The following is a 16,389-nucleotide window of genomic DNA, read 5'->3' as shown; positions in this document are numbered from 1 at the left end:
CCGCACGTTGCCGACGTCGGACGCGAAGGGCTTCTGGGGCGCGTTCGGCTGTTCGTGCTGGGCGGTCTGACATGACGATCGCAACTGGCCGGCGCAGCCCCGGGTGGATCCGCGCGCTTCTTTCTCCGGCATGGGTCGGATCGCTGGTGCGACTCGCGCTCGTTTCCGCTTTCCTCATCGGCGGCGTCAACAAGGCGATGCACTTCGGCGATGCGGTCGCGGAGCAGGCGCATTTCGGCCTGCAACCGGCCGCGCTGTGGGCGGCGCTGGCGGTTGTGGTCGAGATCGGCGGCTCGCTGTGCGTGGTGTTTCGCCGCTTCACGTGGCTCGGCGCCGGCAGCCTCGGCATGCTGACGCTCGTCGCGATGGTGGTGGCGAACGACTTCTGGAACCAGACGGGCGTTGCCCGTTTCATGGCGCTCAACGGCTTTTTCGAACACCTGGGCTTGATTGCGGCGCTCGTCCTTGTCACCATCGTCGGCGATACTCAACGCGGGGAGGGCGACGGCAGTACCTGAGCGCCGGATCGGGCGTCGAAACCAACGGAATGCAGCCTGAGGGAAGGCCGCGCGGCAGCGCGTGTCGAGACGATGGCGGGCGGTTTCGTTGCGACGTCCGCGGCAGCAAGTCGCGGCCCCTGGCAGCCGGCGCGACCGTGGTCGCGCCGCCGTCGACTTGCCGCGAACGCGATGCGGCACGCGTGCAGTTCCCGGGCGCCGCATCGCCCAACCTCTACACACACGTGACGAATTGAAATCTGAAGACACCATTCTTTCCGCGGTCGCCGGATTCGTCGATACGCTGAGCTTCGTCTCGCTGTTCGGCTTGTTCACCGCCCACGTGACCGGCAACTTCGTGCTGATCGGCGCGGGCGTTGCCGGATTCGGGCAGGGCATCCTGCTGAAGCTGAGCGTGTTTCCCGCATTCGTGTGCGGCGTGGTCGCGGCGAGCCTGATCGCGCGGTCGCTGTCCGCGCGGCCGGCATGGCAGGGCACGCGTGCGCTGCATACGGTGCAGGCCGTGCTGCTGCTCGGCTTCTGTGCGGCCGGCGTGTGGGCGACGCCCATCACGCAGTCCGACAGCCTGCCGGTGCTGGTGGCCGGCATCGTCGGCACGTTCGCGATGGGCGTGCAGAACGCGCATCCGCGCGTCATCGCACGTGCCGGCGTGCCGAACACGGTGATGACGGGCAACGTCACGCAGGCGATTCTCGATGCCGTCGACCTGTTGTCCGCCGGTACGGCCGACAGCGCGCGCGTGGCCGCGCGCGCGCGGTTCGGCAAGATGCTGCCGGCGATCGTCGCGTTCGCGCTCGGCGCAATGGCCGGCGCGATCGGCTTCCGCTACGTCGGATTCTGGGCGCTGCTCGCGCCGGCCGGCGCGCTCGCGGTGCTGGCATTGACGTCGGGCGCGCAGGACACGGCGCCTGCCGCACGGAGCTGAGATGGCGGACACCGCGAGCGCCATGCACGCGGTGTCCCGATCTCAATGCTGGACGCCCAGGCTTTCGCGTTTCCCGTCCTTGAACGTATAGAGCGTCAGCGTGGCGTTTTGCAGATCGCCCTTCGCGTCAAAGCGTGTTTCACCGATGACGCCCTTGTAGTCGGTCTTCTTCAGATACGGAAGGTACTTCGCCGGGTCGGACGAGCCGGCTCGCTTCATCGCGTCGACGAGAATCATGATCGCGTCATACGCATACGGCGCGTAGATCACCACGTCCTGACCATATTTCTGCTTGAAGCGCTTCCTGAAGTTCTCCATCCCCGGCGCGTATTCAGGCGTGATGCCGCCGGCTTCTGCGCAAATGACCTGTCTGCCGTTGAGCGCCGCACCCGCGAGATCGGGTAGTTCGCCGGTACAGATGCCATCGCCGCCCATGAACTTCGAGGCCATCCCGAGCTGCTGCATCTGCTTGATCATCGGGCCGCCCTGGGCATCCATTCCGCCGTAGAAGACAACATCGGGATTTTCGCCTTTCATGGCGGTCAGCACGCCACGAAAGGCGGTTGCCTTGTCGGTGGTGTACTGGCGAGATACGAGTTTCGCACCGGCGGACGTTGCCGACTTCAGGAATTCGTCGGCGATACCTTGTCCATACGCGGTTCGATCGTCGATGACCGCAACGGATCGGGCATTCCATTTCTGCACCGCATATTTGCCGAGCACCGAGCCGAGTTGGCCGTCGTTGGCGACGAGACGAAAGGCGGTGTCGAAGCCTTGCTGCGTGTACTTCGGGTTGGTGGATGATTGCGATATCTCCGGGATGCGGGCGTCGTAGTAGATCTTCGAGGCCGGGATCGTCGCCCCCGAGTTGAAATGACCGACGACGCCCTTGACCCCCGCGTCGACCAGGCGCTGGGCGACCTGGGTTGCCTGTCTTGGATCGCCCGCGTCGTCCTCGACCTGCAATTCGATCCGGACCTTCCTGCCGCCAATAACTGGCGGATTCGCATTCAGGTCGTCGGCGGCCATCCGTGCGCCGCGCTCGACGTCCTTGCCCAGATTCGCATTCTGGCCCGTCAATGGTCCGGCAAAACCCAGTTTTACAACATCTTCTTGCGCATTGGCGGCGCCCGAAGCGAGCGCGATGGAGGCACTGCCGATCGCGATGACCGATCTCAAGCGTTTCATTTCCGTTCTCCAGTCACGATATGTGTCGTCAAGCTGCCTTGTGTTTCGGTATCCAAATCGAATGGGGTGCATGCCGCGAATGCCGGACCGAATCGGGCGGCTCATCGCGCCGACCCTGGGCCATGTATCGCCTCGCGATCGTCAACGCAAATAGTGCAGGGCAGAAAATTGCCGGCGATACTCGCTGACGGCGGGCGCCACGTCCTCGGGCGCCTTGCGGCCCAGCAGGACGTCGGCGATGAACGCCGCGAGTTGCGGCATGTCGCGAGCGGTCATGCCCCAGCGAACGAGCTCCGGCGTCCCCATCCGCAGGCCGTTGACATCGCCCTGGATCTCGGGGAGCGGCAGCCCGATGCCGCACGCGAGAATGTTGGCCCGCCTGAGTCGCCTGGCCATCGCCTGGCCGCCATCGAATCGATGCGCTTCGATCGCGAACTGGTGCGACGTCGTGATGCCGCGGTTCCGTGCGAACACCGGCAAGCCCAGTTCGACAAGTGCGTCGGCCAGTGCCCTGGCCGTGTCGACCATCTCTGCCGCGTAAGGCCGGCCGCATGCCTGCCAATCGAGCATCGTCATCGCGATCGACGCCGACTTGGCCGCATCGAAGTTGGCCGTCATGCCCGGATAGGCAATGGCGTCGAGCTTCTCCGCCAGCGCAGCGTCGTTGGTCACGATCAACCCGCCGGCCGCGCCGGCCAGGCTCTTGTACGTGCTCATCGTCATCAGATGCGCGCCTTCGGCAAGCGGCTGTTGCCAGGCATGGCCGGCGATCACGCCGCACAGGTGCGCGGCATCATAGAGCACCACCGCATCGACCTCGTCCGCGATGGCACGCACCTCCTTGATCGGGTGCGGGAACAGGTTGAGGCTCTGGCCGAGGGTGATGACGCGGGGGCGCAGGCGCAGCGCGTCCTCGCGCAGTGCGTTCAGATCGACCGTGTAGCGATCGGCGTCGAATGCCATCAGGTAGGGCTTGACGCCATACATTCCGGCGGCGCCGTTGGCGTGGTGGCTGAAGTGGCCGCCAACCGTCGCGGACGGCACGAACACGGTGTCGCCCGGCCTGGCCACGGTCATGTATGCGTAAAGGTTCGCCAGTGCACCGGAGGCGACTCGAATTTCCGCATAGCGCGCGCCGAAGACCTGCGCCACCAGCTCGGCACACAGGACCTCGATTTTCTCGACGCCTTCCAGTCCCATTTCGTACTTGTCGCCAGGGTAGCCGAGGGACGGCCGCGAACCGACGCCGGCAGCCAGCAGCGCTTCGGCCTTCGGGTTGATGGCATTGGTGGCCGGGTTGAGGTTGAAGCAGTCGCGCTCGTGTATCACGCGATTTTCTTCGACGAAGGCGAGCAGATCGCGCTCGTTCTGATCCGGGTCCTGGCTGGCAAAGCGTCTGACCAGCGACTGGATGTAGTTTTCGGGATCCCTGGGGACCCATGGGCGGGCTTCCAACATGACGATTTCCTTATCACTGGGGGCCGCGCGAGCGCGGGAGAGCGGTCCCCGGGGTTGATCCGGTGTCTTTCGGAAATCATCGTAGGCGGCGAATATGCTCACGTATATTTATCATTTTTGACGTAATACATTAGCCATTCTGGTGAATGGCCTGATTTTTCCCCTGGAACGAATGCCATGGAAATTGGACGTCTTCGGGCGCTGCTGGAGCTGGCGCGGTGCGGCACGATGGCCGCCGCCGCGGAAGCGCTCTTCCTGACGCCATCGGCTGTCTCGCAGCAAATCACGCAGCTCGAGGAGGAGGCCGGCGTCAAGCTCACGGAACGCATCGGCAGGGGCGTGCGGCTCACTCCGGCAGGCCACGCGCTGGTGGGATACGCGGAGCGGGTCATGGTCGTCCTGGACGAGGCTCGCTCGGAGCTGGCGGTGCTGCGACGAGAGATCGCCGGCGAGTTGCGCGTTGCCGCCTTTCCGTCGATCGCATCGGCCGTGCTGCCCGACACGGTCAAGGCCTTGCAGCGGGTCTTTCCGCGCCTCGAGATCATCCTGGAAGAGATGGAGCCGATCGACGGGCTCGCGGCGCTACGGTCCTGGCGCGCGGATATCGCGCTGATCGACGATCTCTCCATTGTCGTGGGCGACAAGCAGGAGAACGTCGGTGTCGTGCAGTTGACCGAGGATGTGCTGTACGTGGCGCTCGCGGTCGATCATGCGTTGAGCAGACGGCCGTCGCTGAGCGTAGCCGACCTGAGGCATGAAGCCTGGGCAATCGATTCGACGTCGAGCGTATTCGGCGACTTCATCGCCGGCTTGTGCCGTCGTGCCGGGTACGAGCCGCTGATCAACGCCAAGTGCCGCGGCTTCGAGATGGTCGGCGCGATGGTGGCTGCCGGATGCTCGGTGTCGATCGTGCCCGGTCTCAGGCGAGCGCGGCCGCTGGCCGGCGTCGCATGGGTCAAGCTGAAACCGGAAGTGCGCCGCAAGATCTACGTCGCCTATCGTCGCGGCGAGCGCAATCATCCTGCGATCAACGTATTCGTCGAGGAGATCGTCCGGACGGCATCGAGCCTGCTCGGCTAGTACCGGGCCCGGGCGCAAACCGCATTGGGTGTTCGCATCCGTTCGGCCATGAAGAAACAGCATCCTGCCCGCCCTGCATGCCGGCACCGCCCGGTCCGGTCCCGATGTTTTCGGCGCGCAACTTTCCGCTATAAATGAAGGATGATCATCGCGTCCGGGGCCGCGCGACCGAGTCGCCGCGAGGCGGCCGGACCGGGGGCGGCCGATGCGGCGTCGCGCGGAGGAGGGAGGCGATGCGTGCCGGGAGTCGGAGGGTCCATTCCTTACATGCCGGCCGCGTACAATGCGCACGGCTGTCGAAAGCGTATCGCAAGCGGAATCCGGCGCCTGCACCACCATGCAGGCGGCGCCTGAACGAAACAGGCTCCGACCCCGCCCTCGATGCTGCCCCATCCGTATACACTGCACGACCACGAACAGGGTCGTCCCATTGCGGACCTGCCTGCATCGGATCATGCGAAGCGCCACCGTTCGGCGCACGACGTACGACGTCCCGCGGCAGACGTTCCGTCACACCATCAGGAGATAATCAATGGCACGGCAAGAGCCCGCGCATCAGGAGGGGCAGTCCTCGTCCACCGCGTTGAAGAGCGATTTGCGGTTTCCGGTTGTGGGCATCGGTGCATCCGCCGGTGGTACGACGGCCCTGCAGACTTTCTTCGAGAGTGCGCCGACCGGCATGGACATGGCGTTCGTCGTCGTCATGCATCTTGCGCCGGAACAGGTCAGCCATCTGGACAGCGTTCTGCAGCGCACGACGGGCATGCCGGTGCATCAGGTGACGGCCACGATGCCGATCGAAAAAAACCATATCTACGTGATTGCGCCCGGCAAGTACCTCGAGATGTCCGATGGTTGCCTGCGCTGTAGCGAGCACGACCGGCCCGAAGGCGCGGTACTCGCGATCGACCACTTTTTCCGGACGCTGGCAGACGTGCATGACGCGCGGGCGATCGGCATCGTGATGTCCGGCACCGGTTCCGACGGCGCTGCCGGCTTGAGCCGCATCAAGGAGGCGGGCGGCATCACGCTCGCCCAGACGCCGGACGATGCCGAGTATGCCGAGATGCCGCAGCATGCGATTGCGACGACGCACGTCGATATCGTGCTACCGGCGGCGGAAATGCCGCAACGGTTGCTCGACCTCTGGGCGAATGCGCGACGGATCGAACGTCAGAGCCTCGAGCTTGCGCAAACGAACCTGAACATCGAGCGGCCGGGCGCCAACGATCCGGAACGCGCACTGTCCGACATCCTGATGCACCTGCGGGTCCGGACGGGCCACGATTTCAGGCTGTACAAGCGGGCGACCGTGCTTCGGCGCATCGAGCGGCGAATGCAGGTGAACGGCCAGCGCGACCTCCTCGCATACCGCGATTTTCTGCGTACCGCGCCGGACGAGGCAAACGCGCTGCTGGCGGACATGCTGATCGGCGTGACTCAGTTTTTCCGCGATCGCGAAGCTTTCGATTTCCTCGAGCGTGAAGTGATCGCTTCGCTGTTCGCGCCGGAATCCGTCGAGGAGCAGGTGCGTGTGTGGGCGGCCGGATGCGCGACCGGGGAAGAGGCCTATTCGATCTCCCTGTTGCTGGCGCGAGCACGCGAGGCGGCGATGTCGAGCCAGGCGATCCAGGTGTTCGCGACCGATATCGACGAAGCGGCGATCACCCGCGCGCGAACGGGCTCCTATCCGCTCTCGATAGCAACCGATGTGCCGGCTCCGCTGCTGCAGCGGTACTTCACCCGCGACGGTGCGCACTACGTGATTGCAAAGGCCGTGCGCGAGCGCATTCTGTTCGCGGCGCATAGCCTGCTGCGCGATCCGCCGTTCTCGCATCTCGACCTGATTTCGTGCCGCAACGTGCTGATTTACCTGGAGCGCGCGGTGCAGCGTCAGATCCTGGAGCTGTTTCATTTCGCCTTGCGCCCGAACGGCTATCTGTTCCTGGGCACCGCCGAATCGGCGGACGCGGCCGACGATCTGTTTACCGTCGTGGACAAGAAACGCAGGATCTACCAGGCGCGCGTCGTCACGCATCGTGCGAAACCGGCCGCGGGTTTCCCGACGTTGTTCCAGGCCGAATCCGGTTCCCCCGACGAGCGGAGCGCGCCTCAGCCCCCGTTGCGGGTGCCGGTCAGTCCGGCCCAGCGCAATTTCTCCTATTCGGAGCTCCACCAGCGTGCGCTGGAAACGTATTCGCCGCCGAGCGTCATCATCGACAAGGATTCGAACGTCGTGCATCTGTCGGATAACGCCGGCCGGTTCCTGCGGCAAGTCGGCGGGGAGCTGTCCAGCAACATCATGACGCTGGTGCTGCCGGATCTGCGGCTCGATTTGCGCACGGCGATTTTCCGTGCGCTGCAAACGGGGACCAGCGTCGAGGCGCGCCGGGTCAAGTGGACGCACGATGCGAGCGTCTCGTGGATCAACATGACCGTCAGGCCGTTTCACGACAAGGTCGCCAGTTCGGAGTTCCTGCTCATCGTATTCGACGAAGTTGCAGGCAGCATGACCGAAGAGGATCAGGCGGAAGCGAGCGGACAGGACCCGGTGCTCGCGCAGCTCGAACAGGAGCTGCAGCACAGTCGCGAGCAACTGGCGACGATCATCGAGCAGTACGAGACCTCGGTCGAAGAGCTGAAGGCGTCGAACGAGGAACTGCAGGCGATCAACGAAGAATTGCGCTCCACGAGCGAGGAGCTGGAAAGCAGCAAGGAAGAACTGCAATCGGTCAACGAGGAACTGACCACGGCCAACGCCGAGATGCAGGCGAGAATCGAAGACACGGCCAAGGCGAACGACGACCTCCACAACATCATCGCGTCGAGCGAAATCGCGACCGTATTCGTCGACAAGGAAATCAGGGTCAAGCGGTTCACGCCGAACGCCACGGCGATCTTCAACCTGATCGACACAGACCTGGGCCGGTCGTTGTTTCATATTACCCACGCGCTGCGGTATCCGACGCTCGCGGACGATGTCCGGCAGTCGTTCCAGTCGCTCCGGCTGATCGAGCGCGAGATTGAGAGCGAGGCCGGCCGGTGGTACCTGATGCGCTTGCTGCCTTATCGGACCGCGGACGATCACATCGACGGCGCCGTGATCACGCTCATCGACATCACGGACCGGCATCACGCGGAAGAGGTGGCCCGGGCCGGCGAGCAGCGCCTGCGGCTGGTCGCGCAATCGACCAAGGACTACGCGATCATCATCCAGGACAGCCACGGATCGATCGTGAGCTGGAACGCCGGCGCCGAACGCATATTCGGCTATACGGAAGAAGAGATGATCGGCGAGGATGTCGAGCTGATCTACGAGCCGAACGATCGACAGGCGCTCGTGCCGGCGCGTGAGCGCGACGTCGCGACCCGCGAAGGACGCGCGGACGACGAGCGCTGGCACCGGACCAAGGACGGGCGCCGCATCTTCTGCAGCGGCGTCGTCACACCGATTTCCGATACGTCGTTCAGCGGGTTCGCGAAGATCGTCCGCGATCTGACGCTGCGCAAGCAGAGCGAGGATGCGAACCGGGAAGCGCTCGCGCGCGAGCAGGCCGCACGCGAGCAGGCGCTGAGCTCGAACCAGTTGAAGGACGAGTTCATTGCCGTGCTGTCGCACGAGTTGCGCCATCCGCTCAACCTGATCGGCGTCAAGTCGGAAATGCTGCCGCGCCTGCCGGAAACGCGCGACATCCCCGCCGTGCGCGAAGCGGCCGATTCGATTCGGCAGGCCGTGCGCGCGCAGGCGCAGATCATCGACGATCTGCTCGATCTGTCGCGCATGCAGACCGGAAAGCTGGCGCTCGAGCTGTCGAGGGTCGACCTGACTGCGCTATTGCGCGCCATCGCGGACACGTGCGAGGTCGATGTGCACGCGCGCGGCCTGGTCCTGAAGACGGAGTTTCCGGCCGAACCGGCCATCGCGCTTGCCGATCCGGTGCGATGCGAGCAGATTTTCTGGAACCTGATGTCCAACGCGCTCAAGTTCACTCAGGCACATGGGCAGATCGTGCTGCGTCTGGCGCAAGAAGGGAGAATGCTGCGGGTCGATATCGTGGATAACGGCCAGGGGATCGATCGCGACACGCTCCCGCATGTCTTCGACATGTTCCGGCAGGCGCCGCGCGACCGGACCCGCGGCGGGCTCGGCATCGGGCTCGCGCTCGTGCGGCAGCTCGTTGGAATGCACGGCGGGCGGATTTCCGCGGCGTCCGACGGTCCGGGGACGGGGACCGCGATGACGGTATGGCTGCCGGCCGCGACGGACGAGCGCGCGGTGGTGGACGGCAGCGATGTCGAGGAGGAGAGTATTGTCGGCTTGCGCGTGCTGCTCGTCGAGGACGACCCGGAGACGGCGATGTCGCTGAGAGCGCTGCTGGAATTGGGCGGTGCGGTGGTCAGCGCCGCGCAAAGCGGTACCGCGGCGCTGGAGATGCTGCCGGAAGCGCTGGTCGATGCCATCGTGTCCGACATCGGACTGCCCGACATGGATGGCTATGAGCTGCTTCGCCGGATCAAGGCCGATTCCCGATGGTCTAACGTACGGGCAGTTGCGTTGACCGGCCGTAATCGCCAGGACGATGTCCAGGCGGCGGTGGCGGCTGGATTCGACGCGCATCTTGCCAAGCCGCTGGATTTCGCGATGCTGCTCGCGGCTCTGACCGGCGCTCGATGACCGCGTGAAGCCACGCGCGCGAAGACGGTTTGCGGCGGGCGGTCGAGCCGCTTCAAACCGCCTGAGCCGCGCCCGTCGGCGCATCGATGCACGCGTACGACGATAACCCGGGACCAGGCATCAAATTTGCGCACTGAAGCGCAAAGGAGGTGTTATGGACCATCGAGATATCGTCGTCATCGCCTCGTCCAGAGGTGGCCTCCAGGTACTCCGGACGTTGGTGGCGGGCTTCGCCCGGGATCTCCCGGTGCCGATTTGCATCGTTCAGCACATTGGCCGGCATCGGACGATGTTGCCGGAGCTATTGTCGCGATGGGGCACCCTGGATGCGAGTGAGGCGACTCACGGGGAATCTGCGCAAGCGGGGAGGATTTATGTCGCGCCCCCGGACCGGCACATGGTTTTGCGCGGCGGATATATCCGGCTGCTCGATACCGCCGCTGAAAACTTCGCCCGCCCGGCTGCCGATCCGCTGTTCCGGTCAGCCGCACGCGAATATGGCCCCGGGGCGGTCGGCGTGGTACTCAGCGGTGACCTCGACGACGGGGCCGCCGGGCTCGCGGCCATTCGGGCGCGCAACGGTTACGGTATCGTTCAGGATCCCGACGAATGCGAGGCGCCTTCGATGCCTCGCAGCGCGCTAGCCGCCGCAGGTGCCGATGCGGTCGCGAGGGCCATAGAGCTGCCGCGGGCCATTTATGCAGCGGTCCACGGCGCACATGTAAAGGAGAAGCGAAAGATGGCAGATTTGCGCGATCTGGATCGAGAGTCCCGGATTGCGGAGCAGGGACTGGTTACACCGCAGCTTCTCGACGCCATCGGGGAGCGCTCCGCGCTGACGTGTCCCAGTTGTAATGGCGTGCTATGGCGTATACGCGACGATCGTCCGTTGCGATATCGGTGCCATACGGGGCACGCGTTCTCCGTGCTCTCACTGGACGACGCCCAGGCGCAGAAAGCGGAAGACGCGATATGGGCGGCGATACGGGCAGTTCACGAGCGCATGATTTTTGCGCGCGAGCGCCAGGATTGGGCCCGGCACGTGGGCAATACCGAAGACGTTGCAATCGAGCAGGCTCGCATCGATGAAAACCAGCAACTCGCGGACGTGCTGCGCAATGCGGTAGGTGCCGCCGCGCTCGGGAAAGAAAGGGCGTGACGGGCGGCGCCGGGTAACGGCGCGCAGCGTGTCGCCGCGCGCCGGCCTTGGGCGTTGCGCTCAGGCCTCGCGATACGTCCCTTTGGCTTTCGCCGTATGCGTCGCCAGCGCATCCATCAGCGGCGGGCTCAGGCAATCATAGGGCTCCAGCCCCTTGCTGCGCAGCGTGTCGCGCACGTCCGCCATCAACGACGGCGGCGTGCCGCTCTCGATGATCGACGACACGAACGCGGCGAAACCGGGGCCGTCCCAGCCGGCATCCGGCGACAGTTCGGTATGGATGAAGTCCAGACCGTAAAACGCATGGTCGGCATTTTCGATGCGACCGAACAGATGCGTGCCGCAGGCGGAGCACGCATGGCGCTGGATCAACGCCTTGTCGTCCACGACGTGCAGTTTCTCGCCATGTGCGGTCACGGCGACCTTGTCGCGCGGCACGACGCCCACGACGGAAAACAGCGCGCCGGCCGGCTTCCAGCACTTCGTGCAGCCGCACGCGTGATTGAAGGCGACCTGCGCATCGACCCGAACCTCGACCGGATCCTGCGTGCACAGGCAGCGCAGCGTACCGCCCGCGAACTGGGCGGCGCCCTTTTGAATGCCGCGATCGACGGCGGGATGAATGGCGACGGACATGTTCATGCTCCTTTTTCGGTGCTTCAGTAGTGAACGACGGTACGGATCGACTTCCCTTTGCGTATCGGATCGGATGCTGCGTTGATTTCGGAGTGCGATTTCTTGGGTGTCGCGAACGGCGCAAGCCGGATCTTGCCGTTCATTGCGTCCTCGACCATGTCTGGCACTGGCGAGCGGTCCTTGCCGGAAAACCGATCCGCGCCCGGCGCCGTCTTCCGGCGCGCGCGAGCGTATCGATCCGTCCTTTTGCGCGACGTCCGCGCGCAACCACCCGCGTCAATTCTGCGCCTTTTATGTCGCCTCTCGTTCGTCGATTGAAACTGGGGGGGAGTATATGCCGGATACTGGAGGGGAGTATACCCGGCGATTTCCCGATTCCATGATCATCGGGCCGGGGGCACGCCGAAGGTGTGCCGGGAGAGCGGGGTAGTCTGAGGAAAGACCTCGGCGGATCGGATCGCGCCGAGGCTATGTTGAACTGCAGGACCGGGCCCGACATCGCCGGGCCTCGTGACGATCCGGCTATTTCACGGGTGTGAGGACCGGCGCACCCTTGTTCTTGATCATGAACACCACGAACTTCGCAGGTTTCGTGCTGCTGGCGTTTCGTCCGACCGTGTGCACGTCCTCGGGGCCTTCGTGGTACGTGTCGCCGGCATGGAGCGTGACCGTTTTCCCACCGTTCAGGCCCATCACGATGCTGCCGTCGAGCACGTAGACGAATGCGTGCGCGTCGTGACGATGAACGGGATCGACGCTGCCGGGCGGATAGTCCACGACGATCATTTCGACTTCCTTGCCCGGATATTCGGGCAACGGTTCCGTGGTCAGCTGCGTCACCTTGGCCTGCGGCGCGGCGGCCGCCGGCTGAACGGGCATGAGCAGTGACACTGCAAGCGGTGCGAGAGCGAGCATGATGCGTTTCATGTCGTTACTCCAGATTGGCCTTGTCGAGCCCGAACATCTTGTCGAACGAGCCAGGCACGGTGCGGAACGCGACGTTCAGCCGGTTCCAGTTGTTGATCGCACCGACGAGGAAGGTGAGATCCGACAACTCCTTCTCCGAATAGTGGGCCCGCACGCGTTCGTAGAGATCGTCCGGCACGCCATGCGACGGAATCTGCGTCAGTGCTTCGGTCCATGCCAGCGCGGCGCGCTCGCGCGGCGAAAACAGCGTCGACTCGCGCCAGATCGCGACGTGATGCAGGCGCAGTTCGCGCTCGCCGTGGATCTTGGCCGTCTTGATATGCATGTCGACGCAGAACGCGCAGCCGTTGAGTTGCGATGCGCGAATCTCGACGAGCTCGCGGACCGGCGCTTCGATCGTCGTCTTTTGAAGCAGCCCGTCGAGCTCGACGAGTTTCTTGGTCAGTTCCGGCGATTGCTGAAAGTAGTTGATACGTTGCGTCATGATCCGTTCTCCTGATGTGTGGAATCGGTACTGCCGGTGCTGCGCATGGCGATGCATCGCACGACCGGCCTGACAACCATCGTAATCGCGAGTCTCGCGGGCCAGTAGTGCCGGGGACGTGCGCACTCTGTTGCCGCTTCGGCACCAATCGCGCGCGACGTGCGTCGCCGACGTTCGGTCATGGCGACACGGCGACGACATTGCAGATTCCCTGCCGCGCCATCTTCGTATAGGGACACAGGCGCTCCGTGTCGCGGACGAGACGTTCCGCGACCTCCCGTTCGACACCCGGCATGCGGACTGTGACATCGGCGGTCAACGCATATCCGCCGTCTGTCGGATCACGGCCGAACGAGATTCGGACAGCCACGGTTGCCTCCCGAATGTCGATCCGCTCGCGTTGCGCGAGCAGGCTCAGCGCGCCGTGAAAGCACGCGGCGTAGCCGGCGGCAAGCAGCTGTTCGGGATTGGTCCCGCCACCCGGGCCGCCGAGTTCGGTGGGCAATCGCAAATCAAGGACGAGACAACCGTCGTCGGATCGCGCAACACCCGATGCACGGCCGTGCCCGGATTCACCGCCAGAGACCCTGACGGTTGTCGTGTAGAGCACGGCGAATTCCCGCCCGCGGTATTTGTCGAGCAGCGCCAGCGATGGAGGTTGCAACCTCTCGTTCTCCATATGCCTCCCGTTTGTTTGTACTGATCAACGCGAGCGTCTCGACCCTTGCGTACCAGTGCGATGTGTTGTTTTTCGAAGCGAATCCGCGCGATGGTGCGGCTCTTGCCGGCAAGTCGATCCTCATGACTTCCATCCGAAAGATGGGCCAGACGCTCTTGCATGCTAGGCAAAGACGAGTCGCCGCACCAGATCGCTTCGGGATGCATGGTGTTGCCCACTCTGCACCAATGAGGCGAGACCGGCTGACGATCGGGGGCATCACTGTGACGAGAGAGGATTGGTGCCAACGAGGAACGGGAAAGTGTCCCGATACAGGTCTACCTGAAGATGGCTCCGGCTCCTAGCATGACGGTACGGCAATGGGGGCGATCGGCGTCGCTGACGCGCCATCGATTTCGATAGTGCCCGATACACGCGTCCTGGATCGCGATGCTCCATCGCCGATGAAACGTTGCGAATGCAACGGCAACCGTTCCTGGTGTTTCGGGCGGCGACGCGACATGCGACGCACATTCGAAATCGGAGGCCTGCGATGGAAACGTTGGATATCGAGTGGCGGTCGACTTCGCCGGTGCCGATCCGGAATGATCCGCGCATCGAAGCGGGCGCGCATCTCGTCAGTGAACGCGATGGGTATGCGCACCACGGAATCTACGCGGGAAACGGGCTGGTTATCCACTATGGCGGCTTTCATCGCTCAGCAAGGCGGTGCCCGGTGGAATGCGTCCCGTTGTGTCGCTTCGCGGCGAACAAGGGAATCCGCGTTCAGCCGGAACCGGGTGCCGTCTATACCGGAATGACCGTCGTCGAGCGGGCCAGGTCGCGTCTTGGTGAAGACCGATACCAGCTTCTGACGAACAACTGCGAACACTTCTGCACCTGGTGCGTGCGGGGTGTCGGGCGCAGCGAACAGGTACGCCGCAGCTTGAGGAATCCATGGATGGGCGTGAGGACATTGTTCGCGCTCGCGAACGAGGGTCTGGCTTCTCGCGCACGCATGAGGTCGCGTTGCCGCGATGAAATGCACCCGCGGCTCGTCGCGCCTGCGTGGATACCGGAGCGAACCCGAATGGCGATTTTTCTGCAAATGGCTTTCCTGGCCTACTACGTGACGAGACGAGCAATGAACATTTTTTCAATCGCCGGGCGACACACGTCGCGCGTGTTCAAGGCGGGGGTGCCGGCGATCGTCGCGACCGGGTTGTCGGCATGTGTGAACTACGCCGGCATTCACGGCGATGCCGCGATGACCGAGCCGCGGCAGTACGCGACGCAACAGAGCCTGCCGTTCGAGCAAGGGCATTGGCCCGACGCCGATTGGGCCGATCAGTTCGGCGACGGCCAACTGAAGTCATTGATCGACGAGGCGCTCAAAGGCAGCCCGACGCTCGCCCAGGCGCGTGCGCGCGTGGCGGCCGCGCAGGCCTACAGCGAATCCGCGCGAGCGGGGACGATGCCGCGCATCGACGCCAGCTACGCGCTCACACGACAGCAATTTTCCGGAACGGCGCTGGTACCGCCGCCGTATGGCGGGTCGTGGCAGACGGAGAATCGCGGCATCCTCGGCGCTTCGTACGAGCTCGACCTCTGGGGCAAGAAGCGCGAGGCGCTGAGGGCGTCGGTGTCGACGCTTCAGGCGAGCCGCGCCGACGCCGAAGCGGTCAGGCTGACGCTCACGACATCGATTGCACGCACCTACAACGCGCTGGCTCGCCTGTACCTGCTGCATGACATCGCGCAACAGGAGGTCGATCGGCGCGAGCAGATCGATCGCATCGCGGCAGGCCGTATCGCGACGGGGCTCGACACGCAGGTCGAGCGCGAGACCGCTCGCGCGAATCTCGCGACGAGCCGCGCGTCGCTGAAATCGCTCGACGGCCGGATGCTCGCGACGCGCTATCAGATCGCCGCGCTGCTCGGTGCCGGCCCCGATCGCGGCCTGCAGATCGCGCGCCCGATGCTCGGCATCGGCAACGAGGTTCGACTGCCCGACAACCTGCCCGCCGATCTCGTGAGCCGGCGCCCCGACATCGTGGCCGCCCGCTGGCGCGTCGATGCGCTCGCGCACGACGTGAAGGAAGCGAAGGCCGAGTTCTATCCCGACATCAACCTGAGCGCCGCGATCGGGCTCGATGCGTTCGGCTTCGGGCGCTTCCTGACGGCCGCGAGCCGCACCGCGTCGATCGGCCCGGCGATCCACCTGCCGATCTTCGATGCCGGCGCACTCCGCGCGCAACTGAAGGGACGTTACGCTGACTTCGACGACGCCGTTGCGACCTATAACCGGACGCTCGTGACTGCGTTGAGCGAAGTCGCGACGCAAATCGCCGACGTGCGTTCGACGGACGCGCAACTCGTCGATGCGCAGACCGCGCAGCAAGCCGCGCTGAAGGCGGCCGCGCTGGCGCTGGCGCAGTACAAGGCCGGTCTCACGAATCAACTGACCGTGTTGAACGCCGACGTCAATGCGCTTTCCGCCGATCAGGGCGTCGCGAATCTGCGCATGGACCGCCGCGATCGTCAGATCGCGCTGGCGTCCGCGCTGGGTGGCGGCTTCGTCGACACGTCGTTCGCAGACGCGGGGGCCGCGGCACGTGCCGATGTGCCCGTGTCGGCCGCGCCTGCTGTCGCCGCGCGTTGAGCGGTGATCCATCGAATCT

General features: G+C 64.6%; 12 protein-coding genes. 6 read left to right on the top strand and 6 right to left on the bottom strand.

All coding sequences use genetic code 11. The annotated features are described in order from the left end of the window. Positions 1–71 precede the first annotated feature (71 nt). Positions 72–518 (top strand): DoxX family protein, encoded by a 447-nt coding sequence (locus tag DIE15_RS23975; protein WP_057927628.1) that lies wholly within the window; start codon positions 72–74, stop codon positions 516–518. A gap of 232 nt (positions 519–750) precedes the next feature. Further along, positions 751–1,443 (top strand): YoaK family protein, encoded by a 693-nt coding sequence (locus DIE15_RS23970; RefSeq protein ID WP_057927629.1) that lies wholly within the window; start codon positions 751–753, stop codon positions 1,441–1,443. Positions 1,444–1,485: 42 nt separating this feature from the next. On the opposite strand, the gene DIE15_RS23965 is transcribed toward DIE15_RS23970, so the two are convergent. After that, positions 1,486–2,631 (bottom strand): branched-chain amino acid ABC transporter substrate-binding protein, encoded by a 1,146-nt coding sequence (locus DIE15_RS23965; RefSeq protein ID WP_124834525.1) that lies wholly within the window; start codon positions 2,629–2,631, stop codon positions 1,486–1,488. Between the two features lie 141 nt (positions 2,632–2,772). Further along, a complete protein-coding gene (gene glyA / locus DIE15_RS23960) occupies positions 2,773–4,089 on the bottom strand; it encodes a serine hydroxymethyltransferase (RefSeq protein WP_124834524.1) in 1,317 nt (438 codons plus the stop codon). Positions 4,090–4,266: 177 nt separating this feature from the next. Here glyA and DIE15_RS23955 point away from each other — a divergent pair, with 177 nt between their 5' ends. The 3 genes from DIE15_RS23955 (at position 4,267) to DIE15_RS23945 (ending at position 11,003) form a co-directional block, all read left to right on the top strand. Then, the gene (locus DIE15_RS23955; protein WP_124834523.1) at positions 4,267–5,169 is read left to right on the top strand and encodes a LysR family transcriptional regulator; all 903 of its coding nucleotides are present in this window, start codon (positions 4,267–4,269) and stop codon (positions 5,167–5,169) included. A 532-nt stretch (positions 5,170–5,701) separates the two neighbouring features. Next, positions 5,702–9,844, top strand: a complete 4,143-nt coding sequence (locus DIE15_RS23950; protein ID WP_124834522.1) for a CheR family methyltransferase — start codon at positions 5,702–5,704, stop codon at positions 9,842–9,844. A gap of 154 nt (positions 9,845–9,998) precedes the next feature. Beyond that, a complete protein-coding gene (locus DIE15_RS23945; RefSeq protein WP_124834521.1) occupies positions 9,999–11,003 on the top strand; it encodes a chemotaxis protein CheB in 1,005 nt (334 codons plus the stop codon). Positions 11,004–11,063: 60 nt separating this feature from the next. Here DIE15_RS23945 and gfa read toward each other — a convergent pair whose 3' ends face one another. From gfa to DIE15_RS23925, 4 genes are all read right to left on the bottom strand, one after another. Further along, positions 11,064–11,639 (bottom strand): S-(hydroxymethyl)glutathione synthase, encoded by a 576-nt coding sequence (gene gfa, locus DIE15_RS23940; RefSeq protein ID WP_124834533.1) that lies wholly within the window; start codon positions 11,637–11,639, stop codon positions 11,064–11,066. Positions 11,640–12,161: 522 nt separating this feature from the next. Continuing rightward, positions 12,162–12,566 (bottom strand): cupin domain-containing protein, encoded by a 405-nt coding sequence (locus DIE15_RS23935; protein WP_057927633.1) that lies wholly within the window; start codon positions 12,564–12,566, stop codon positions 12,162–12,164. Between the two features lie 4 nt (positions 12,567–12,570). Then, complete coding sequence (locus tag DIE15_RS23930; protein WP_057927634.1) at positions 12,571–13,050, bottom strand: carboxymuconolactone decarboxylase family protein; 480 nt, start codon at positions 13,048–13,050, stop codon at positions 12,571–12,573. Positions 13,051–13,228: 178 nt separating this feature from the next. Then, positions 13,229–13,729, bottom strand: coding sequence for an Ohr family peroxiredoxin (locus tag DIE15_RS23925; RefSeq protein ID WP_124834520.1), 501 nt, complete (start codon positions 13,727–13,729; stop codon positions 13,229–13,231). A gap of 532 nt (positions 13,730–14,261) precedes the next feature. Between DIE15_RS23925 and DIE15_RS23920 the strand changes: the two genes are divergently transcribed. Beyond that, positions 14,262–16,370, top strand: coding sequence for an efflux transporter outer membrane subunit (locus tag DIE15_RS23920; protein ID WP_124834519.1), 2,109 nt, complete (start codon positions 14,262–14,264; stop codon positions 16,368–16,370). The last annotated feature ends 19 nt before the right edge of the window (positions 16,371–16,389 follow it).

Source organism: Burkholderia sp. Bp9031, from assembly GCF_003857965.1.
Lineage (GTDB): Bacteria > Pseudomonadota > Gammaproteobacteria > Burkholderiales > Burkholderiaceae > Burkholderia > Burkholderia ambifaria_A.
This window is presented reverse-complemented; position numbering and strand designations above follow the sequence as displayed.

Excerpts from the sequence above, each read along its gene's own strand:
- DIE15_RS23975 (WP_057927628.1), top strand. The coding sequence starts at position 72 with ATGACGATCGCAACTGGCCGGCGCAGCCCCGGGTGGATCCGCGCGCTT.
- DIE15_RS23965 (WP_124834525.1), bottom strand. The coding sequence starts at position 2,631 with ATGAAACGCTTGAGATCGGTCATCGCGATCGGCAGTGCCTCCATCGCG.
- glyA (WP_124834524.1), bottom strand. The coding sequence starts at position 4,089 with ATGTTGGAAGCCCGCCCATGGGTCCCCAGGGATCCCGAAAACTACATC.
- DIE15_RS23955 (WP_124834523.1), top strand. The coding sequence starts at position 4,267 with ATGGAAATTGGACGTCTTCGGGCGCTGCTGGAGCTGGCGCGGTGCGGC.
- DIE15_RS23950 (WP_124834522.1), top strand. The coding sequence starts at position 5,702 with ATGGCACGGCAAGAGCCCGCGCATCAGGAGGGGCAGTCCTCGTCCACC.
- DIE15_RS23945 (WP_124834521.1), top strand. The coding sequence starts at position 9,999 with ATGGACCATCGAGATATCGTCGTCATCGCCTCGTCCAGAGGTGGCCTC.
- gfa (WP_124834533.1), bottom strand. The coding sequence starts at position 11,639 with ATGTCCGTCGCCATTCATCCCGCCGTCGATCGCGGCATTCAAAAGGGC.
- DIE15_RS23935 (WP_057927633.1), bottom strand. The coding sequence starts at position 12,566 with ATGAAACGCATCATGCTCGCTCTCGCACCGCTTGCAGTGTCACTGCTC.
- DIE15_RS23930 (WP_057927634.1), bottom strand. The coding sequence starts at position 13,050 with ATGACGCAACGTATCAACTACTTTCAGCAATCGCCGGAACTGACCAAG.
- DIE15_RS23925 (WP_124834520.1), bottom strand. The coding sequence starts at position 13,729 with ATGGAGAACGAGAGGTTGCAACCTCCATCGCTGGCGCTGCTCGACAAA.
- DIE15_RS23920 (WP_124834519.1), top strand. The coding sequence starts at position 14,262 with ATGGAAACGTTGGATATCGAGTGGCGGTCGACTTCGCCGGTGCCGATC.